The sequence below is a fragment of the Paenibacillus sp. Marseille-Q4541 genome, from assembly GCF_018310695.1.
Taxonomy (GTDB): Bacteria; Bacillota; Bacilli; order Paenibacillales; family Paenibacillaceae; genus Paenibacillus.
Map to the genome: position 1 here is coordinate 30,382 of NZ_JAGXCY010000004.1, position 20,712 is coordinate 51,093.

Below are 20,712 nucleotides of genomic sequence, written 5' to 3' on the forward strand. Positions count from 1 at the left end.
TACGAGAGTTCAGAAATAAGTTTCTTCTCGTTGACATGTATATGCACCTATTAGAGGACTCATACCAATTTATGAAATCACATTTGAGATTTAGTATAATCAGCGATTTTTTCTTACTTCATATAACTCTACAATATCTTCTGGCCAAGGGGAGCTGACTTTCAACTGATCCCCCGTAAAAGGATGGGCAAATGTAAGCATTTCTCCGTGAAGCGCCTGTCTCCTTATGCCTTCCCGTAAACCTCCGTATAGCGTATCTCCGAACAAAGGATGTCCAATGTGACTAAGATGAACCCTGATCTGATGAGTTCTTCCCGTCTCTAACTGAAGACGGACAAGCGTAGCATCGTCCAGTCGTTCAGAGACCTCCATACGGGTGACTGCGTGCTGCCCTGTCGGAGAAACTCTTCTTCTTTGTTTGTGATGACGGTCTTTACCAATAGGGTATTGCAATACCTCTTCATTCTGCGTGATGACGCCATGAACAATAGCCACATAATCGCGTTCTATCGCCTTATGCTCCATCATCCCATTCAGTTTTAATTCAGCATATCGATTTTTGGCATACAGTACAGGTCCTGATGTATCTACATCCAAACGGTGGATATGCCGAACAGCGACATCTTGTCCTTGGGATTCATAGTATGCAGCGACTGCATGATCCAATGTGATAATCCCATCACTTCGTTCATTACCATCGGGATGAACAGGCATACCTGCCGGTTTGTTAGCAACGAGACAGAAGTCATCCTCGTACAGAACGTCCAGCTCAATATAACGAGGAGTGATCCCTAAGGAAACAGACGGAAAAAGGGCCAGCCGTAGCCGGTCCCCCGCAATCTTGATTCCTTGATTGTGTTTTAGTTCATGGAGAAGTTTATGCGGCATTCCTAGCTCGTTCAGAAGCCAGGCCTCAGCAGACTCATTACGATTCTCGCCAGAGAGCGCCTTTTTTCCTGGAGTTAGCTCTAGCCACTCCCCTCTTCTTTTTGAAGTGATCATAGCTTTTTCAGCGCATTATAGTTGGCTTCAATCGTTTCCTCAATATCTTGTTCCGTATGCACACCCGAAATAAACATACCTTCAAATTGAGAAGGTGCTACGCTGACTCCTTCCTGAATCATATGTCCGAAATACGCCCGGAAGTGATCAAGATTACTCGATTTCGCAATATCATAATTCGTTACCGGTTGATCGGTAAAGAAAGGACATACCATAGAACCTACCCGATTAATCGTAACAGGAACACCCAGTTCTTTTGCGTTTTTCTCAAAACCAGCCTGCAACTTCGCACCGAGCATTTCCAAACGATCATAGACTTCTTGATTCAATAGACGAAGTGTAGTCAGTCCTGCTACCATTGCGAGCGGATTACCGCTCAGTGTACCCGCCTGATAGATTGGTCCAACGGGAGCAATCTGTTCCATAAGATCACGTCTGCCTCCATAAGCACCAACAGGTAATCCTCCGCCAATCACTTTACCCAGGCACGTCAGATCCGGTGTAACCCCAAATCTACCTTGTGCACTATGAAGTCCGACCCGGAATCCCGTCATAACTTCGTCAAAGATGAGAATGCTTCCGTAATCTTCTGTAATCTGACGCAGACCTTCGAGAAATCCTGCTACAGGTGGAACCACGCCCATGTTACCAGCAACCGGCTCTACGATAATAGCAGCAATCTCCTGTCCAAATTTCTCGAAAGCAACGCCTACCGACTCTAAATCGTTATAAGGTACGGTAATCGTATTTACAGCAACACCTTCCGGAACACCTGGACTATCCGGCAAACCAAGAGTAGCTACTCCTGATCCCGCTTTAATAAGCAAGCTATCTGCATGTCCATGGTAAGAACCTTCAAATTTCAAAATTTTGCTTCGTCCGGTTACACCTCGGGCAAGCCGAATCGCACTCATTGTCGCTTCTGTTCCTGAATTGACCATACGCACAACATCAATGGACGGAACACGTTCGCACACCAGTTTGGCCATTTCCGTCTCAATCAAGGTAGGTGCACCGAAGCTTGTTCCCTTCGCTGCTGTCTCTTGAATAGCCGTGATGACTTCAGGATGGGCATGTCCCATAATTAGCGGACCCCAGGAAGCAACATAATCAATAAACGAATTGCCATCGATATCAAAAATTCTAGAACCGATACCATGATCCGCATACATTGGAGTCAGTCCTACCGATTTAAACGCACGAACCGGACTATTCACTCCACCCGGCATATACTGTTTTGCTTCTTCAAAAGCGTTTCTTGACCGTTCCTCCATACGAGGCTGACGATGATTGTCACTCATTCCATTCACTCCTCTTTGTGTAATCACTTTGTTCTAGTAGCCGCATCTTATTTTCCTGAAAGCCAGCGGGCTGCATCTTTACCGTAATAGGTAATGATCATATCTGCACCTGCACGCTTCATACTAAGTAAAATTTCCAAAGCGACCGACTTTTCATCGATCCATCCGTTCATTGCTGCTGCTTTCACCATGGCATACTCACCGCTTACGTTGTAAGCTACGAGCGGAAGGTCGAACTGATCCTTGATGGTACGCATAACGTCCAAATAAGATAGAGATGGCTTAACCATCAACATGTCTGCCCCTTCTAGGACATCACTTTCTGCCTCACGAAGCGCTTCCCGTGCATTCGCAGGGTCCATCTGATATCCTTTACGATCCCCGTACTGAGGTGCAGAGTCAGCCGCTTCCCGGAAGGGACCGTAGAATCCAGAAGCATATTTCACAGAATATGACATGATCGGAATATTTTCATATCCTGCTTCATCCAGACCTTGGCGGATCGCACCTACAAAACCATCCATCATGTTGGAAGGAGCAATGATATCCGCACCCGCTTCCGCCTGGGATATCGCTGTTTTCACAAGTAATTCAAGAGATTCATCATTAAGCACATGTGCATGCACATGCCCGTCTCTTTCGTGGGTATGTACCATTCCGCAGTGTCCATGATCTGTGAATTCACACAGGCAGGTATCGGCAACGACCAGAAGATCTGGATACCATGATTTGATAAGCCTTGTCGCTTCCTGAACAATGCCATCTTCTGCGTAGGCAGAAGAACCAACTGCATCTTTTGTATCCGGTATACCAAACAGAAGCACAGCTGGAATACCGAGTTCAGCAATCTCCCGAACTTCTTCCTTCAATGTATCTAAAGAAAAACGAAAAACACCCGGCATAGAGGAGATCTCCTGCTTAACCCCGGTTCCGTACGTAACATAAATCGGTTGAATAAAATCACTCACATTCAGGTGTGTTTCACGCACCATGCTGCGAATGGCAGCTGTACTACGCAAGCGACGAAGTCTCACATTTGGAAATCCCATGATGAATTATTCCCCTTTCTGTCTTCCCTTTTATATTGCAGTTACTTTATCTTCGAGTTTACATAAGGCATCGGTCAGGCTTTCCATTGTGGCTTTCTCAGACATGATGCTGACGGAGAGACCAGCCTTCTCTGCTTCCTGAGCAGTCACTTGGCCGATACATACGACATGAACTTTATCAAAAAGCCGGACCGGATCGGTGTCCCCCATTTTCTTCAGCAGAGCAAGCAAATGAGTTACGGTAGATGAGCTTGTGAATGTAACTGCATGAATTTTCCCTTTTTTGAGCAATCGAATGATTTCATCATCCTGTTCATCAGGAATTACAGTCTCATAAACGTAAGCTAGGCTAACTTCCAAGCCTTTCTCACGAAGACGATCCGGTAACCAGGTACGTGCAAGATTTCCGCAAGGCAGCAAAACTTTCTGTCCTGCCAGTAATTCATGTTCGAATGTTTCCATTAATCCTTCTTGCTGAAAAGAACCCTGCACTTCCTCAGCTACGATGCCCTTCCTCCGTAAAGCTTCCTTTGTTGAAGGACCGATCGCTACAATTCTTGCCCGTGACAAGGAACGAATATCCAGTCCAAGCTCTTCCAAATGCCTAAAGAAATAATCAACCCCATTCACACTCGTGAAAAACGCCCAGTCGTATCGTTCCATGGACGCGAGTGCAGCTTTCACCTGATTTCTTGTTTCTAACGAAACCGGTGCAAGCGTCTCAATAACAGGCAGCTCGTAGGGTTCGCCGCCAAGCTCCTCAATTCTATCTACGAGATCACTCGCTTGTGTTCTAGCACGAGTGACCAAAATACGTTTGCCGAATAGAGGCATTTTTTCCGCCCACTTTAGCCGCTCCCGCTGTTTAACCACTTCACCTACCACAATAACGCCTGGTGGCCGAAATCCATTTTCAATTACCTTTGCTTCGATGTTTTCCAGCGTTCCAATCAGCGTGTCTTGTTCAGCCCAAGTACCCCAGCGTATTAACGCAACGGGTGTATCCTTCGGTCTACCATGATCGATCAGTTGCTGGCTAATATATCCGATGTTCGCAACGCCCATCATAAACACGAGCGTTCCAGTTGCATTTGTAACCTTGTCCCAATAGATAGCACGGTTTAGTTTATCAGGGCTCTCATGTCCTGTAATGATCGAGATCGAAGATGCATAATCCCGATGAGTTACAGGAATACCTGCATAGGCTGGTACGCTAATAGCAGAAGTTACACCCGGCACGATTTCAAAAGGAACGTTGTAATGATTCAGCAATTCGGCTTCCTCACCAACTCTTCCGAAAATCGTAGGATCGCCGCCTTTTAAACGAACGACCTTCTTGCCTGCAAGTGCCAAATCAACGAGAAGTTGATTGATATCTTCTTGTTTCATCGTGTGACGATTTGTTTTTTTGCCTACATAGATTTTTTCTGCTCCTGGCTTCATAATCCGAAGTAATCTCGGGCTCGACAATCTATCATAAACGACAATATCTGCCTTCTGAATACATTCCCAACCTTTAACGGTAATGAGTTTTGCATTGCCTGGACCTGCCCCTACAAGATAAACTTTCCCCATCATGGACGTCATCCCCTTACATCTGCCAGTATCTTCTCTGCACCCATTTCAATAAGCTTGCTAGCAACAGCTTTACCAAGCTGTTTCGGATCTGTACCCGTTAACGTTTCTTTCAGAATGGTTTGACCGTCTGGTGTTCCAACCATACCCGTGAGCTCCATCAATTGATTTTCTGTTTTCTCATCAGAAACCCATGTAGCATACGCTCCGATCGGAACTTGGCACCCGCCATTCAGCACATGTAAAAATTCACGTTCGGCCGAAACAGGTTTAGCCGTTACTTCATCGTTGTATAAAGAAAGGAGAGTAAGTAGTTCCTTGTCGTCTTTACGACATTCAATACCAAGAGCGCCTTGTCCAACCGCTGGCAAACAGGTATCAGGTGATAAGTAAGAGGTAATCCGATCACTCCACCCCATACGAGAAAGTCCAGCTGCTGCTAGAATAATAGCTTCGAATCCTTCTGTTTCAAGTTTCCGTAATCGTGAATCGATGTTTCCACGAATCCACTCTACTTTGAGGTCAGGTCGATACGCCTTCAACTGACTGGCACGACGAAGACTACTTGTACCGACTTTAGCTCCTTCCGGAAGCTCATCAAGGGAAGCTCCACTTCGAGAAATCAAAGCATCCCTAGGATCTTCACGCCTTGGTACGGCCCCCGTAGTCAGCGGATCAGGAAGTACCGATGGCATGTCCTTCATACTATGTACAGCCATATCTATCTCTCCGTCCATCATGGCTTGTTCTATTTCTTTCACGAACAGCCCTTTTCCCCCTACTTTTGACAGAGTTACATCGAGGATTTGATCTCCTTTGGTGACAATTTTCTTCACTTCAAAATCAAATAAAAGACCATGCTGTAAACATATTTTTTTCAAATCATCGATGACATGACCTGTTTGAGTTAAAGCCAAAGCACTTTGTCTGCTTCCCACTATGATTGTTCGCATCCTACTTACTCCTCCTGATTGGCAGCAATCCACAGTAACATCTCTTCCTGTGACCATGGATGAAACTGTCCTTCTCGTATCTGTATTAAAGTATCTAGCTCCAGCACCCGATCAAACAGCTGCTTTCTTATTCTTTTATCGTTCACTTCAAGCAGAATCACTTCGCGAAATTGCTGCAAAAAGTCAAGGTAGACACTATACTCATCCCCATAATCAACACTCATCTGCTGTACAATACGACGCACGAGTCCAGGACTTGCACCTGACGCAGAAACGGCAATCGTTAACTTTCCACGACGGATTGTACTAGGGGTAATAAAATGCCCTATACGGGGCGAATCAACACTGTTCACAAGGATTCCACTCTGCTGGGCATCTGCTATTACTTGCTCATTTACTTCTGCTATATTCGTAGCCGCATATACAAGAAAAGCCCCTTCCAGGTCTCCCTGAAGATAGGGTTTTGGCAGCCAATCGGCTTCACCCCGGCGAACCATGTGAAGAAGACTTTCTGTTACCTCGGGACTAATAATCGTCAGCAGTGCTCCTGAACCTATAAGTCCTTGGATTTTACGCTCAGCTACTTTACCTCCGCCGATGATAAGACAGCGCCGTCCCGAACAATTCAGCATGACAGGCACATAATGATCTTCCACCCTGCCTCACTCCCCTGTCCAACTATGGAACATAGACCAAGCGTTACTTACAAAGCTAATAATCATAAAAGCATATCCAATCAAGATCCATCTCGCCATTACTTGCTGAGGGGCGTCAACATATCGCTTGGATACAAAATAACCGACATAGATACAAAGCGCAATAAAAGTAGCAAGCACCTTCGGATCCACTAAATATAACCAGCGTTTCTCGGCAACGATGGACAAAACGGCAAGGATGACAGATACTCCAAGAATCGGTGTACCAATAAGACTCGCTTTATTCATATGAGACTGTAGACTTTCAAGACTCGGCATACGTCTCATCGAATCATTCCAACGTTTCAGTTTCAGTCTGTAATGTAGAAAAAGATAAATAATCGCAAAAACAGCCGATACTGTCAGAGCAGCAAATCCAAGATTGGCGAGCGCAATGTGCATCACCAGCATGCCGTGCACGGTCTGCCAATTGAGTAAAGCATTTTCACTAGGAGCCAGCCAAAAGTCACTAAGCACCAAAGCACTGAAACTAACCACATTGAGTAGAAATACAATATATTCAGATCTCTGTGCCCGGCTTAATATAAGCGAAATCAGCACAATACAAAATGAAAAAAGAAAAACAAAATCGTACATAGAATAGATTGGAACATATCCTTGATGTATCGTATAAAACACTAGGTATAGAAGCTGCATCATAGATACAATAACAAGAAGCCCTGTGCCCATCCGCTTTGCACTCGCATTACGGCGAATGCAATCCGAGAAGTAAAACAGAAGGCTCAGGGCATAAATATAAATAATAAAACTGTGAATCGTATCATGAACCGTCACTATGCTCTACACCTGCCTTATAGGCTCACAGGAACATAAGAGAGACGCGAAGATTCCTTTGTAGCTCCACGATTCTGCTCCACGGCGGGCTTCAAGCTCCCATGCGAAGGAGGAGCGTCCTGTTTCTTGTCCTCAACCTCATCCTCAAGCCCGAACATTTTGGTAAACATCGATAAAGCATCGTCTGATTCTTTGTCAGCAGCCATTTCTTTAATCCGGTTAATCGGCTCATGCGTCATTTGATTCAGCATACTTTTGGTGAGACGCCGAATCACTTTGCGCTGCCTTTCATCGAGTTCAGGCAACTTATTAAATAAACTTTCAAGTGTATCTTCGTGAACCGTATTCGCTTTTTCCTGAAGGGCACGAATGACTGGTCGCACACCTAAAGTTTTAAGCCACTGATCAAAAGCTGCCATCTCTTCTTCTATAAAAGCATCAATTTTGGCAGCTTCCATACGGCGCATTTCAAGATTCGTCTCTACTACGCCTTCCAAATCATCAATATCATATAAGTAAACATTGGATAGCTCACTGATGGCCGGTTCAATATCTCTTGGAACGGCAATATCAATCATAAAGAGCGGACGCGACTTTCTCCGCTTCATACTTTCTTTAACCATATCGAGTGAAATGACAAAATCTTTGGCTCCGGTAGAACTAATCAAAATGTCTACTTCATGCAGTCTGGAAAATGCCTGCTCCATGGTACACGCGGTACCTTGAAATTTCTTTGCAAGCTCCTCTGCCCGCCCAAAGGTTCGATTGGCGACAATGACTTCTTCTGCCCCGTTTGCGTACAAATGCTGAACTGTAAGCTCACTCATTTTACCCGCTCCGAGTATCATCACTTTTTTGTTCGTAAACGAACCAAAAATCCGTTTTCCGAGTTCTACTGCAGCATAACTAACGGAAACGGCTGCCTCACCAATTGAAGTTTCCGAGTGTGCGCGTTTGCCAACCGTAATCGCATGTTTAAACAAAGTGTTGAACCAAGTGCCTGTCGCTTTTTCTTGTTGTGCACTAATAAAAGCTTGCTTGACTTGCCCAAGAATCTGAGTTTCTCCGATGACCATAGAATCAAGCCCGCTAGTCACACGGAACAGATGACGAATTGCCTGCTCATCTTCGTAGATATAAAGATGCTGGGTAAATTCTTCACGAGGAATCCCAAACCATTGCTCCATAAAACTACGAATAAAATAACCACACATATGGAGACGATCGACTACCACATACATTTCCGTTCGGTTGCATGTAGCCACAATGACGCCTTCCAATACACTAGTTGTCATCTTAAGCTGCTGGAGTGCAAGGGATAAGTCCTTCTCATCAAACGTAAAACGTTCCCTGACTTCAACAGGCGCTGTGCGGTAGTTCAATCCAACTGCGACGATGTGCATTGCAAGTTCACCTGCCTCTACGTTTTCGTAATTTTGTATATGATCTATATCACAATATGCTGCTAACAGCACGTAATCTAAGTACTTAACATAAGCAATACTCAGTATAACATATGTATTTGCCGGACCTTCCCCTTTTTATGACATGTTTATGAAATCCTCATTTTCAGGGGCAGCTTTCCCTTAATTTTACCGGGACTTCATATATTTATACACTTCAAAAGCTCTTGAAACCTCTTTCAAGCCAAATCTCGATCTGCACATATTCACGTAATTAAGTATAACAAAATTGTAAAATATCTACATATATAAAACAACCATGGATTATCCATGGTTGTTAGATCATTCAAATATTATTAAAATCCCATCAAACAAGTTCGGTTTGTTTCATTTCAGGCGTTTCAACCTTCATTTCACCCAAACCGCGAACCAATTTTTTGGCGTACGTTTTTTCCGGTTTCAATACGGACACCAGGTAGTCAATGGCTAACTGCGGGTCTACCGTTTCTCCACAAGTGTAACAATCAATTGCGGCAAAACCTCTCTCAGGATACGTGTGAATCGAGAGATGGCTCTCTGACAGCAATACAAGTACTGTAGCTCCTTGAGGATCAAATTGCTTAGATTGTACAGACAATACAGTAGCACCACAAGCCTCAGCTGCATCTACCATCTGCGCTTGCAAAAACTCCTCATTGTTCAGTAAATCGAAGTCGACTCCCCAAGTATCAACAGCAACGTGTCTTCCGAAAGTTGAATATTCCATCTTCCGGTTCCCCCTTCCTAGGAATAAAATGTTTGAAAAAATTTCATCCGCTAGGACCTACGTCATTCACTTCCCGAGGGAATAATCTCTCGCAACATTCAATGTCCTGAGTGAATCCTGGTTCCTATATTCTTTTCAACGAGATTAAAAATAACATCTATCCACATCAATTGCAATAGTTTTTTTACCAGTAATACAAATATATTCATGCCATACTATGAAATAATTCACAAAAAAAAGCGGGGCAAAAATTAGGGCATTGTATAAATATAAGTGCTTTGTCATCTAAGACAGACAGCTTACTTTTCATGGGTACAGTATATAGATGGCACCAGAATAAAACCATACAATAAAAAACTCCCTACCGCTTTGACGGTAAGGAGTTTTGGAACAAGATCACTTATGTATTTCCTTATGGAAATACTTACGCTTCTAGAGCGAATAAAGTAAAGGTATGAGTGCGTAGCTGCTCGTCAATCTTAGCAATTCCTTCTTGACCAAAGGTAGTATTTCGTAAATCCAACAGCTTATTGATGCAGTGTTTGACTTCTGTAATCTGCCTTTCAACATTCCTCATTTGAAATACTTCTTCCATTTCCTGAAGCGTATTTTTGTACTCATATACGGTACGGGAATGATCTGGCTTAACTTCAACAATTTTTCGTACAGAGCCATTTGAATAAACATACGCCATCGTAAATCCAGCATACACTCGGTTTACGACCCCTTCTCCTTTGAAATGAAGAAATAACTTGCGCACCAAATTCGTTAAGTGTAAGTTTACCAAGCGGCAAGACAACTCACAGATATAAAACCCTTCTCTACGATGAAATGGAAAATGAACTTCCTCGCCTGCATTATCCTCTAGTACAATGTCCTGTCCTCCATTACCGAGCACTTTCACTCTTGAATGGATATGACCATCCTCTGCCATTTGCAAGAACTGCTTCATTTGAGTTTCCGACAATTTCAAAGTGGCTTTAACATATTCTGTGGCTAACCGCTGAGCCATAAAAATCTCCTCAATTCTTTCCTGATATGATCAGGCCGGTGTTTTCACCGGAATTTTCGTAACAAGGCTTATGCCTGACTATATTATACACTACCTTTTAAACCGTTTGCTTCTTCTCCAAACGATAAATTTCTGCGCAAAACCCGTAAAAAACGGGATGAACGCCTAAATTATAGAGCTGAAAGGGAAGATGCTCACTTTCCTGCATTAAAAGTTCGTGTTAACTCAGTCATCCTGCATTTTAAGCTTGTCACGCTTCTTCAGTTGAGGGGGCTTGACCTTCTTCTAATTCATCCTGATCTAATTCCTCACCGAAAGGATCGTTAGAGAAAGCGTAGCGGGAAATAACAGCCCATAATTCATCTCTACCAATGCCTTCCTCAGATGAAAAAGAAACAAAGGAGTCATCTGGATGAAGTTGAAGGGCATCTTTTATAATTTTGGCATGCTTGGCACGACGTGTCTTTGGAATCTTGTCCATTTTCGTAGTCACTACACAAACGGGAAGGCCATGGTGTTTAAGCCAGTCATACATCATGATGTCGTCTTTGGTAGGAGCATGACGCATATCGATCATCTGCATAACGAGTTTGAGTTCTTGACGCTCCAGTAAATATTTTTCCATCATTTGTCCAAACAAAGCACGCTGTGTCTTGGACACTTTGGCATATCCATAACCGGGAAAATCAACAAAATAAAGCTGATCGTTAATGCGATAATAGTTAAGCTGTTGGGTTTTCCCTGGTGTTGAACTCGTTCTTGCCAGATTTTTTCGATTAATCATTCGATTAATGAGCGATGATTTTCCTACATTGGAACGCCCTGCCAGAGCAATCTCTGGCAAGGCGTCCTCAGGATATTGGCTAGGGCTAACAGCACTAATAATAAATTCCGATTTTGTTACTTTCATAATAAATAATTGTCCTCTCTAATGCACTCCTGCCTGTTCTACAAGAGCATGCTGCAGTACTTGATCCATATGAGCGACAGGAACGAATTCAACATCTTCCCGGACACTATCCGGAATATCTTTTAAGTCACGTTCGTTGTCTTTGGGGAGTAAAATTTTCTTATATCCAGCACGATGGGCAGCAAGTGATTTTTCCTTCAGTCCCCCAATAGGAAGCACTCGGCCACGCAATGTGATTTCACCCGTCATAGCTACATCTTTGGAAACATGACGGTTCGTAAGAGCAGAAATCAAAGCCGTTGCCATTGTAATTCCTGCCGAAGGTCCGTCTTTGGGAATAGCACCTTCTGGTATATGAATATGAATATCATTTTTTTCATGAAAATCAGGAGCAATACCAAGTTCTAATGCTTTCGAACGGGTATAACTAAATGCCGCTTGTGCTGATTCTTTCATCACGTCTCCCAGTTTTCCGGTAAGTGTTAACTTGCCGGTACCTGGAACAACTGTCACTTCAATAACCAACGTTTCGCCGCCTACCTCAGTCCACGCAAGCCCAGTAACGGTACCAATCTGATCTTCGAGATCAGCCACACCGTATCTGAATTTACCTGGTCCAAGATAATCCTTAATCTCTTCCGGCGTAATAATGATACTTCCCTCATGTCCTGTCACAATTTTCTTCGCTGCTTTTCGGCACAAGGAAGCCATTTGCTGTTCCAAATTCCGTACTCCGGATTCCCTCGTATATTCTCGAATTACTTTCAGCAGCGTGTCTTCCCCTACTTGAAGTTGCTCTTCAGTAAGGCCATGCTCCCCTATCTGCTTCGGCAGCAAATAACGATTCGCAATTTGCAGTTTCTCAAGCTCAGTATAACCCGGAATATTTAAGAGTTCCATACGATCAAGGAGAGGTCTTGGGATACTGTGTACCGTATTCGCTGTCGTGACAAACATAACATTGGATAGATCAAAAGGTAATTCAACAAAATGATCACTAAAAGTATTGTTCTGTTCCGGATCTAGCACTTCAAGAAGTGCCGAGGAGGGATCTCCGCGGAAGTCAGAAGCCATTTTGTCGATTTCATCAAGTAAGAATACAGGATTCAGGGAGCCCGCTGTTTTCATACCTTGAATGATTCTTCCTGGCATTGCGCCTACGTACGTTCTGCGGTGACCACGGATTTCTGCTTCATCCCGAACTCCGCCGAGTGAAATCCGCACAAACTCACGACCGAGTGACTTGGCAATGGAACGGGCCAAGGAAGTTTTCCCTACGCCAGGAGGTCCTACAAGACATAGGATAGGACCTTTGAGCTTTTTGACCAGCTTCTGAACAGCTAGATACTCAAGGACCCTTTCCTTCGGCTTCTCAAGGCCGTAATGATCCGCATCTAGCACTTCTTCGGCAGCCTGAATATCAAGATCATCTTCGGTTGTTCGACTCCAAGGCAATGCGAGCAGCCAATCGACATAGTTACGAATGACTCCACCTTCAGCAGAGCTGGCCGGCATTTTCTCAAGGCGGTCAATTTCCTTGTCGATCTTCTCCTGGACTTTCTCCGGTAAATCAAGAGCTGCCGCTTGATTTCGGAGCTCTTCTACTTCACCGGCGCGCCCTTCCTTCTCGCCAAGTTCTTTCTGAATAGCTTTCATTTGCTCACGCAAGTAATATTCCTTTTGCGTTTTCTCCATCTGCTTCTTCACACGTTGGTTGATTTTGCGTTCAAGCTCCAGAACTTCCCGTTCATTATTGAGAATATCCAGCAGTTTCTCAAGTCTCCGCTTGACGTCAACCGTCTCAAGAATTTCCTGCTTATCCTTGATCTTGAGTGAGAGATGACTTGTAATCACATCAGCAAGACGCCCTGGCTCTTCAATATCTGAAACGGCAGCGAGCGTCTCCGGTGTAATTTTTTTGGACAGATTTATATAATTCTCGAACTGGCTAAGTAGAGTCCTCATCAAAGCATCTATCTCCGGATGATTGGATTCTTCCTCAGGAAGCTCTACAGCCAGCACTTCATAAAACTCTTCATTATCTGTGTATTCGATAATTTCCGCGCGTTCCAATCCTTCTACAAGTACTCGAATCGTCCCATTAGGAAGTTTCAACATCTGTCTAACCTTTGCCACTGTCCCGATCCGGAAGATATCTTCCCTTGTAGGTTCTTCAATATTTACTTCCGATTGGGAACACAGGAGGATTAAATGTTCGTCTACCATCGCTTTTTCCAAAGCCTTAACGGATTTCTCCCTGCCCACATCGAGATGGAGCACCATACTCGGATAGACGAGAAGTCCTCTCAAAGGCAGTAAAGGAAAACGACGACCTTTGGCTTTGCTCGGTCCCATCGCTTTCACACCTCCAATGGCTCTCAAGTTGTTATCATTCATTATTTTATCAAATGTTCACATAAAAAACCAATGAAGGAGCAAGACATTACATGCTTTCCGTACTATTCAGTTTACCGCCCCGATTTAGATCCGCATGCAGAACGGAAGGGGAGGACGGTGGGAAGAGTTCTGCCGGAGGTGAAGCGATATCCTCAACCACTGTTTTTTCCGGTTCTCCAAATACATGCTGGAACACTTCTTCTGCAGTCTCAACCGGAATAACACGTAGGCCTTCTAAATTATCAAAAATGGATTGCCAGTTTTCAGCTGGAATAATTACTTTTTTAGCTCCCGCCTGAAAAGCAGCTTCGACTTTGGCTAGAACGCCCCCTATCGGCTTCACTTTACCATGAATGCTCATTTCACCAGTCATAGCTAATTCGTGATCCACAGGAATCCCCCGAATGGCGGAGACGATAGCTGTAGCCATCGCAATCCCAGCGGAAGGCCCATCGATTGGTGTTCCTCCTGGGAAATTAATGTGTAAATCATAATTTGCTGGCTCATATCCCATAGAACGTAGAACAGTTAGCACATTCTCCACAGAACCCTTAGCCATACTTTTCCGGCGTAACGTCCTTGAACCTCCACCAATTTCTTCTTCCTCAACGACACCTGTAATATTATAAGTGCCTTTGTTTTTTGGTACAGGTACAGCTGAAACTTCGATCTCAAGCAATGCTCCCATATTGGGACCATATACAGCAAGTCCGTTAACAAAACCAATCTGAGGGCGATTAGGAATTTTCCGATCCGGTCTTGGCTGGATTTGACTACTGCTTGCTACCCACTCTAAATCTGAAGCCTGAAGTTCATCCCGATTTTCCGTCAGGGCAAGTCCGGCTGCCAGCTGTACGATGTTCACAGCCTCCCTGCCATTCGTCGCATACTTTTTAACAACCTCAACCGCTTCCGGGTTGGCAGAGAATCCGATTTTGGATATGGCATCCTCAGCGATCTGACCAATTTCCTCCGGTAAAAGAGCACGGAAATAAATTTCCATGCAGCGAGAACGTAGTGCTGGCGGGATCTCATGAGGAGATCTGGTCGTAGCACCTACAAGCCTAAAGTCAGCTGGTAGCCCATTTTGAAAAATATCGTGGATATAAGCAGGAGTATGCGTGTCTTCGGAATTATAGTACGCACTCTCTAAAATCACTTTGCGATCTTCCAGTACTTTCAATAGCTTGTTCATCTGAATTGTATGGAGTTCACCGATTTCGTCCACAAATAAAATGCCCCCGTGTGCTTTCGTGACTGCCCCCGGCTTTGGCTGAGGGATGCCAGCTACACCCATGGCTCCCGCCCCTTGATATATCGGATCATGCACGGATCCTATAAGCGGATCAGCAATTCCTCGTTCATCAAAACGCGCAGTAGTCGCATCGATCTCTGTAAATTTAGCATCTGCCTTAAAAGGAGAGGCCGGATTCTTTTTAGCTTCTTCCAAAATAACTCTAGCTGCCGCAGTCTTCCCCACTCCTGGTGGGCCGTACACGATAACATGTTGCGGATTTCCACTACACAAAGCAGCTTTCATTGCTCGTAATCCGTCTTTTTGACCAACGATGTCTTCCATCTTGGCTGGACGAGTCTTCTCAGCAAGTGGTTTAGTCAGCGAAATCGCTCGCAGCTTCCGTAGTTTGTCCAATTCCTTGCGAGATTCTCTCTCTACTGCACTGCGATTATTTTTTTGCCCACGCAGCATATTCCAAAAATAGAGTCCAATTACGACTCCAAAAAACAAATTGATTAACATAACGATAATACTCAGTTCAGTTCCCATTATATGTCCTCCTGTTCTTACTTTCTTTCCATTGCCTTTAACTTTGCCTCGTAAAAAGTTCGATACTTGGTAGTATAGCCTTTTCACCTGCTGGTAAACGTAAAATTAGGATTATGTAGGATAGAAAACAAAAATAGCCAACTTTCGCAAAGGAAAGCTGACTTTTTTTGTTGATCATAATTATAGTATTAGTGCTTGCGACCTGGTATTAAGCCAGTCTCTTCATAGGCAACAACAATTTTATCAATTTCTTTTTTCAATTCCTCAACCATTTCAGCCTCAGGCACCTTACGGATCATCTCTCCATAACGGAACAGCAATCCTTCTCCTCGTGCTCCTGCAATACCAATATCGGCTTCTCTAGCTTCTCCAGGACCGTTAACAGCACAGCCAAGAACAGAGACCTTGATCGGCACTTTAATCTTAGAGATGTACTCTTCCACTTCATTAGCAATGGAAAATAAATCTATGTCTAGACGTCCGCATGTTGGACAAGAAATGAGTGTAGCTGCGTTAGAGATCAGTCCAAATGTTTTGAGTAGTTCTCTCGCTACTTTCACTTCTTCAACTGGGTCAGCGCTAAGAGAAATCCGCATCGTAGAACCAATACCTAGCGATAGCAAAGCACCCATACCTGCAGAACTTTTGATTGTTCCAGAGAACAACGTTCCTGCTTCTGTAATACCAAGGTGAAGAGGATATGGAATCACTTGAGCTGCTTTGGTATAGGCTTCAATCGCCATTGGTACATCGGAAGCCTTGAGGGATACGATAATATCATGAAAATCAAGTTCTTCCAGAATACCAATATGATAAAGTGCGCTTTCTACCATTGCATCTGCTGTTGGATATCCGTATTTTTCAAGCAAGTGGTTCTCAAGAGAACCCGCGTTAACTCCGATACGAATTGGAATTCCCTTCGCTTTACATGCTTCTACTACTGCTTCTACCTTCTCGCGGCGGCCAATGTTACCTGGATTAATACGAACCTTATCAATCCCATTTTCTATGGCCTTAAGAGCAAGTTTATAGTTAAAGTGAATATCAGCTACCAGCGGGATGTGAATACGCTTCTTGATCTCTTTGATCGCATCTGCTGCCTCATCGTTATTTACCGTTACCCGAACTACCTGACAACCTGCTTCTTCCAGTCGTAAAATTTCAGCGACTGTCGCCTCTACATCTGCAGTTTTAGTAGTACACATACTCTGTATAATAACTTCGTTGCTTCCACCAATCGTCAAATCTCCAACTTTTACGGGACGTGTATCTTGTCTCAGAAACATGATGGCTTTCTCTCCCCATAACGTCAAATCTCCACCAGTACGGGGACTGGAAGATTCCAGTAATAAGCCCCCTTTACCAGTGGAGTATGACTAAATTATTTAAACTAGATTAAGTGGGATCAGCCAAGATCACGCACTTTCTTCCTGCTTTTTATCTTTTGCATCTCCACTGCGTAGTTCAGGTGTCGTTTTTTCTTCAACGACTTGCTCTGTGATTACGCATTTTGTTACATCTTCACGAGATGGTACTTCGTACATTACATCCAGCAATAGGCCTTCAATAATGGCGCGAAGTCCACGCGCTCCTGTATTCCGTTTGATCGCTTCACGGGCAATAGCCTCCAAAGCACCTGTTTCAAACTCAAGGGATACATTATCGAGTTCGAGCATTTTGGTGTACTGTTTAACCAGTGCATTCTTCGGCTCAGACAAGATGCGGACAAGTGTTGCCTCATCAAGCGGCTCCAAAGTAGAGATAACTGGCAAACGGCCAACAAACTCCGGAATCAGACCGAATTTCAGCAAATCTTCTGGAAGAACCATGCCAAGGTATTCACCTGGTTTTAGATCCTTCTGTTCTGTTGCAGAATTAAATCCAATTACTTTTTTACCAATACGACGTTTGATCATTTGCTCCAGACCATCAAAGGCACCGCCGCATACGAACAAAATATTAGTTGTATCAATTTGGATAAATTCCTGATGAGGATGCTTACGTCCACCTTGCGGTGGAACAGAAGCAACAGTTCCCTCCAAAATTTTGAGGAGAGCTTGTTGTACACCTTCACCCGATACGTCACGTGTAATCGAAGGGTTCTCCGATTTACGTGCTACTTTATCAATCTCATCGATATAAATGATGCCGCGTTCTGCTTTTTCTACATCATAATCTGCTGCTTGAATCAGCTTAAGCAGAATGTTCTCAACGTCTTCACCAACATAGCCGGCTTCCGTCAAAGATGTAGCATCAGCAATGGCAAACGGTACGTTTAGAATTTTCGCCATCGTTTGAGCAAGTAAAGTCTTACCCGAACCTGTTGGTCCAAGCAACAAGATATTACTCTTCGACATTTCCACGTCGTCAATTTTGCTCTGAGTATTAATTCGTTTGTAGTGATTATATACCGCTACAGACAAAGATTTTTTGGCTTGATCCTGACCAATAACATACTGATCCAGAATATCACGAATCTCTTTTGGTTTCGGGATATCTTTCAGATCGATCTCTTCATCATGACCGAGCTCTTCTTCCACGATCTCCGCGCAAAGCTCGATACACTCATCACATATATACACCCCTGGTCCGGCTACCAGCTTCCGAACCTGTTCCTGGGATTTACCGCAGAAAGAACATTTCAATTGCCCTTTCTCATCGTTAAATTTAAACATATAACCACCCCTTTAAGAATTAATCGGTTTGGTGAGTACTTGGTCAATGATACGGTATTCCAATGCTTCTTCCGCACTCAAAAAATAGTCGCGGTCCGTATCACGCTCGATTTTATCAAGGGGTTGACCTGTACGCTCCACGTAAATCTGATTCAGTTTCTGACGTGTCTTAATAATCCAGTCAGCGTGAATCTGAATATCGGATGCCTGACCTTGAACTCCGCCAAGCGGTTGATGTATCATCACTTCACTGTTTTCAAGTGCATATCGCTTACCTGGAGCACCTGCTGTTAATAGCAAGGAGCCCATGCTGGCAGCCATACCTACACAGATCGTGGATACGTCTGGCTTGATAAACTGCATCGTATCATATATACCCATCCCTGCTGTTACAGAACCACCAGGAGAATTGATATATAAACTGATATCCTTTTCTGGATCTTCTGCTGCGAGGAAAAGAAGCTGGGCAATTACCAGATTCGCCACATCGTCATCTATTGCACCGCTTAGAAAGATAATACGATCTTTCAGCAGTCTGGAGTAAATATCGTATGAACGTTCACCACGATTCGTTTGTTCAACAACCATAGGTACGAGACTCATGTGTAAACCTCTTTTCCTTAGTAGAATCTTTACCGCATAAGTCAGGGAATAATAAGAATCTGTAAATTATAAATTACAATATATCTTATTTTAACATGATCCCTGTTTCATGTCATTTGATCAACTTCTCATACATACCATTAATGAGAAAGCTTGATCATATTTAACCATTTTTTTTATGTATGTGCAAATCCGCCTTCCAGCCTAAAGAGCAAAGACCTATATATCAAGTATATGGAAGGAGACAAAAATTATCACGTATATAAGCTAATATCCATTTAATTATAAAAATAACTATAAAATGGATATTAGTGAGAAAAAATAAGGCACGTGAGTAAAAAACCTTACGTGCCTTATCTAATATACGTGATCAGCATTACACAAACCCGTTCCAATCGCTGGAGGGTTTTATGTTACATGCTCATGATGTCAATGATTCAGCCGCTTCTTCTTTTGCTTCTTCAGCAGGAGCATCTACTTCTTTGCTGTTAGTCAAAAGGAAGTCGATTGTTTTGCGAAGCAACACTTCTTCTTTCAAGCTATCGAAAGAACCGTTGCTTTCCAAAATTTGACGAATCTCGTCAGCAGAACGTTTGAAAGAAGTAGCCATGTTATTAAGCTCTTCGTTCACATCTTCTTCTGTTACTTCAAGATTCTCTTGTTTACCGATTGCTTCAAGAACCAAGTTGTTACGAACGCGTTTTTCAGCATCGTTTTTCATTTGGTTTTGAAGATCTGCTTCCGTTTGGCCGGAGAAGCTCATGAACATTTCAAGATTCATACCTTGTTGACGAAGACGGTTGTCAAAGTCGCGCATCATGTTGCGAACTTCACTGTTAATCATTCCTTGTGGAATTTCAACATCTGCATTTTCAGCAGCTTTTTCGACAACGATATTTTCTTGAGTTGCTTTTGCTTCTTCTTCTTTACGGGAAGCGAGTTGTTTTTTCAGATCTTCCTTGTATTCAGCAAGTGTTTCGAATTCACTAACATCTTTAGCGAACTCATCATCAAGTGCAGGAAGCTCTTTACGTTTGATTTCGTGTACTTTCACTTTGAATACCGCTTTTTTACCAGCTAGTTCAGCTGCATGGTATTCTTCAGGGAATGTCACTTCAACGTCTTTAGTGTCACCTGTTCCGAGACCAATCACTTGCTCTTCGAAACCTGGAATGAACGTGTTGGATCCAAGTTCAAGAGAATGACGCTCAGCAGATCCACCTTCAAACAGTTCACCGTCAACAGAACCTTCGTAGTCGATAACTGCTACATCACCAGATGCAGCTTGTCCTTCTTCTACAACTACTAGTTCAGCGTGACGTTGTTGTAGGCGCTCAAGTTCTGCAGACAGTTCTTCTTCAGAAACTTCAATGCTTACTTTAGGGACTTCAAGTCCTTTGTATTCGCCAAGATCAACTTCAGGTTTAACGACAACTTTTGCCTTAAACTTGAAAGTTTGTCCTTTAGCAAATTGATCAACATCCACTTCAGGTTGTTCTACAGGGAAGATTTCTGTTTGATCAACAGCTTCCGTGTATACTTCTGGAAGAAGGATGTCAATTGCATCCTGGTACAAGCTCTCTACGCCAAAACGAGCTTCAAAGATTGAGCGCGGCACTTTACCTTTACGGAATCCAGGTACATTTATTTGTTTAACGACTTTATTAAAAGCCTTGTCGAGAGCAGCAGCTACACGATCTGCGTCTACTTCAACTTCAAGAACCCCAAGGTTCTTCTCTATTTTTTCCCAAGTTGCTTTCATTTATGCTTTCCCCTCCAAATTTCACGTG

At 43.5% G+C, this 20,712-nt stretch carries 17 protein-coding genes; all 17 read right to left on the minus strand.

The features are described 5' to 3' along the window. Positions 1-99: 99 nt before the first annotated feature. Entirely contained in the window at positions 100-1,002 is a 903-nt protein-coding gene (locus KFT32_RS06420) for an RluA family pseudouridine synthase (RefSeq protein ID WP_211746322.1), read from the minus strand. Beyond that, positions 999-2,303 carry a glutamate-1-semialdehyde 2,1-aminomutase gene (hemL, locus tag KFT32_RS06425; RefSeq protein WP_211746323.1) on the minus strand — a complete coding sequence of 435 codons (1,305 nt, stop codon included), beginning with the start codon at positions 2,301-2,303 and terminating at the stop codon, positions 999-1,001. Before hemL ends, KFT32_RS06420 begins: the two co-directional genes overlap by 4 nt. Positions 2,304-2,350: 47 nt before the next feature. Beyond that, positions 2,351-3,352: a porphobilinogen synthase gene (gene hemB / locus KFT32_RS06430; RefSeq protein WP_211746324.1), complete on the minus strand. Its 1,002-nt coding sequence runs from the start codon at positions 3,350-3,352 to the stop codon at positions 2,351-2,353. A gap of 30 nt (positions 3,353-3,382) precedes the next feature. Next, the gene (gene cobA, locus KFT32_RS06435; protein ID WP_211746325.1) at positions 3,383-4,930 is read right to left on the minus strand and encodes a uroporphyrinogen-III C-methyltransferase; all 1,548 of its coding nucleotides are present in this window, start codon (positions 4,928-4,930) and stop codon (positions 3,383-3,385) included. Positions 4,931-4,935: 5 nt separating this feature from the next. Then, a complete protein-coding gene (gene hemC / locus KFT32_RS06440; protein ID WP_211746326.1) occupies positions 4,936-5,880 on the minus strand; it encodes a hydroxymethylbilane synthase in 945 nt (314 codons plus the stop codon). A gap of 5 nt (positions 5,881-5,885) precedes the next feature. Beyond that, positions 5,886-6,536 carry a precorrin-2 dehydrogenase/sirohydrochlorin ferrochelatase family protein gene (locus KFT32_RS06445; protein WP_211746327.1) on the minus strand — a complete coding sequence of 217 codons (651 nt, stop codon included), beginning with the start codon at positions 6,534-6,536 and terminating at the stop codon, positions 5,886-5,888. 6 nt (positions 6,537-6,542) lie between these two features. Beyond that, on the minus strand, positions 6,543-7,370 hold the full coding sequence (gene ccsA / locus KFT32_RS06450) for a cytochrome c biogenesis protein CcsA (RefSeq protein ID WP_349304871.1): 828 nt from the start codon (positions 7,368-7,370) through the stop codon (positions 6,543-6,545). 17 nt (positions 7,371-7,387) lie between these two features. Next, complete coding sequence (gene hemA / locus KFT32_RS06455) at positions 7,388-8,773, minus strand: glutamyl-tRNA reductase (RefSeq protein ID WP_211746328.1); 1,386 nt, start codon at positions 8,771-8,773, stop codon at positions 7,388-7,390. Between the two features lie 367 nt (positions 8,774-9,140). After that, entirely contained in the window at positions 9,141-9,539 is a 399-nt protein-coding gene (gene speD, locus KFT32_RS06460) for an adenosylmethionine decarboxylase (RefSeq protein ID WP_211746329.1), read from the minus strand. Positions 9,540-9,963: 424 nt separating this feature from the next. Continuing rightward, positions 9,964-10,551, minus strand: coding sequence for a non-ribosomal peptide synthetase module (locus KFT32_RS06465; RefSeq protein WP_211746330.1), 588 nt, complete (start codon positions 10,549-10,551; stop codon positions 9,964-9,966). Between the two features lie 250 nt (positions 10,552-10,801). Continuing rightward, positions 10,802-11,461: a ribosome biogenesis GTP-binding protein YihA/YsxC gene (yihA, locus tag KFT32_RS06470; RefSeq protein ID WP_211746331.1), complete on the minus strand. Its 660-nt coding sequence runs from the start codon at positions 11,459-11,461 to the stop codon at positions 10,802-10,804. Between the two features lie 18 nt (positions 11,462-11,479). Beyond that, positions 11,480-13,816, minus strand: coding sequence for an endopeptidase La (gene lon / locus KFT32_RS06475; protein ID WP_211746332.1), 2,337 nt, complete (start codon positions 13,814-13,816; stop codon positions 11,480-11,482). An 88-nt stretch (positions 13,817-13,904) separates the two neighbouring features. Beyond that, complete coding sequence (gene lonB / locus KFT32_RS06480; RefSeq protein ID WP_211746333.1) at positions 13,905-15,644, minus strand: ATP-dependent protease LonB; 1,740 nt, start codon at positions 15,642-15,644, stop codon at positions 13,905-13,907. Between the two features lie 188 nt (positions 15,645-15,832). Beyond that, a complete protein-coding gene (gene ispG / locus KFT32_RS06485) occupies positions 15,833-16,930 on the minus strand; it encodes a flavodoxin-dependent (E)-4-hydroxy-3-methylbut-2-enyl-diphosphate synthase (protein WP_211746334.1) in 1,098 nt (365 codons plus the stop codon). 129 nt (positions 16,931-17,059) lie between these two features. After that, a complete protein-coding gene (gene clpX, locus KFT32_RS06490) occupies positions 17,060-18,319 on the minus strand; it encodes an ATP-dependent protease ATP-binding subunit ClpX (RefSeq protein ID WP_211746335.1) in 1,260 nt (419 codons plus the stop codon). 12 nt (positions 18,320-18,331) lie between these two features. Next, the gene (gene clpP / locus KFT32_RS06495; protein WP_211746336.1) at positions 18,332-18,922 is read right to left on the minus strand and encodes an ATP-dependent Clp endopeptidase proteolytic subunit ClpP; all 591 of its coding nucleotides are present in this window, start codon (positions 18,920-18,922) and stop codon (positions 18,332-18,334) included. Positions 18,923-19,343: 421 nt separating this feature from the next. Further along, positions 19,344-20,684, minus strand: a complete 1,341-nt coding sequence (gene tig / locus KFT32_RS06500; RefSeq protein ID WP_211746337.1) for a trigger factor — start codon at positions 20,682-20,684, stop codon at positions 19,344-19,346. Positions 20,685-20,712 lie beyond the last annotated feature (28 nt).

Bases quoted from the DNA above. Each gene is read 5' to 3' on its own strand.
- KFT32_RS06420 (WP_211746322.1), bottom strand. From the start codon at position 1,002: ATGATCACTTCAAAAAGAAGAGGGGAGTGGCTAGAGCTAACTCCAGGA.
- hemL (WP_211746323.1), bottom strand. From the start codon at position 2,303: ATGAGTGACAATCATCGTCAGCCTCGTATGGAGGAACGGTCAAGAAAC.
- hemB (WP_211746324.1), bottom strand. From the start codon at position 3,352: ATGGGATTTCCAAATGTGAGACTTCGTCGCTTGCGTAGTACAGCTGCC.
- cobA (WP_211746325.1), bottom strand. From the start codon at position 4,930: ATGATGGGGAAAGTTTATCTTGTAGGGGCAGGTCCAGGCAATGCAAAA.
- hemC (WP_211746326.1), bottom strand. From the start codon at position 5,880: ATGCGAACAATCATAGTGGGAAGCAGACAAAGTGCTTTGGCTTTAACT.
- hemA (WP_211746328.1), bottom strand. From the start codon at position 8,773: ATGCACATCGTCGCAGTTGGATTGAACTACCGCACAGCGCCTGTTGAA.
- speD (WP_211746329.1), bottom strand. From the start codon at position 9,539: ATGGAATATTCAACTTTCGGAAGACACGTTGCTGTTGATACTTGGGGA.
- KFT32_RS06465 (WP_211746330.1), bottom strand. From the start codon at position 10,551: ATGGCTCAGCGGTTAGCCACAGAATATGTTAAAGCCACTTTGAAATTG.
- yihA (WP_211746331.1), bottom strand. From the start codon at position 11,461: ATGAAAGTAACAAAATCGGAATTTATTATTAGTGCTGTTAGCCCTAGC.
- lon (WP_211746332.1), bottom strand. From the start codon at position 13,816: ATGGGACCGAGCAAAGCCAAAGGTCGTCGTTTTCCTTTACTGCCTTTG.
- lonB (WP_211746333.1), bottom strand. From the start codon at position 15,644: ATGGGAACTGAACTGAGTATTATCGTTATGTTAATCAATTTGTTTTTT.
- ispG (WP_211746334.1), bottom strand. From the start codon at position 16,930: ATGTTTCTGAGACAAGATACACGTCCCGTAAAAGTTGGAGATTTGACG.
- clpX (WP_211746335.1), bottom strand. From the start codon at position 18,319: ATGTTTAAATTTAACGATGAGAAAGGGCAATTGAAATGTTCTTTCTGC.
- clpP (WP_211746336.1), bottom strand. From the start codon at position 18,922: ATGAGTCTCGTACCTATGGTTGTTGAACAAACGAATCGTGGTGAACGT.
- tig (WP_211746337.1), bottom strand. From the start codon at position 20,684: ATGAAAGCAACTTGGGAAAAAATAGAGAAGAACCTTGGGGTTCTTGAA.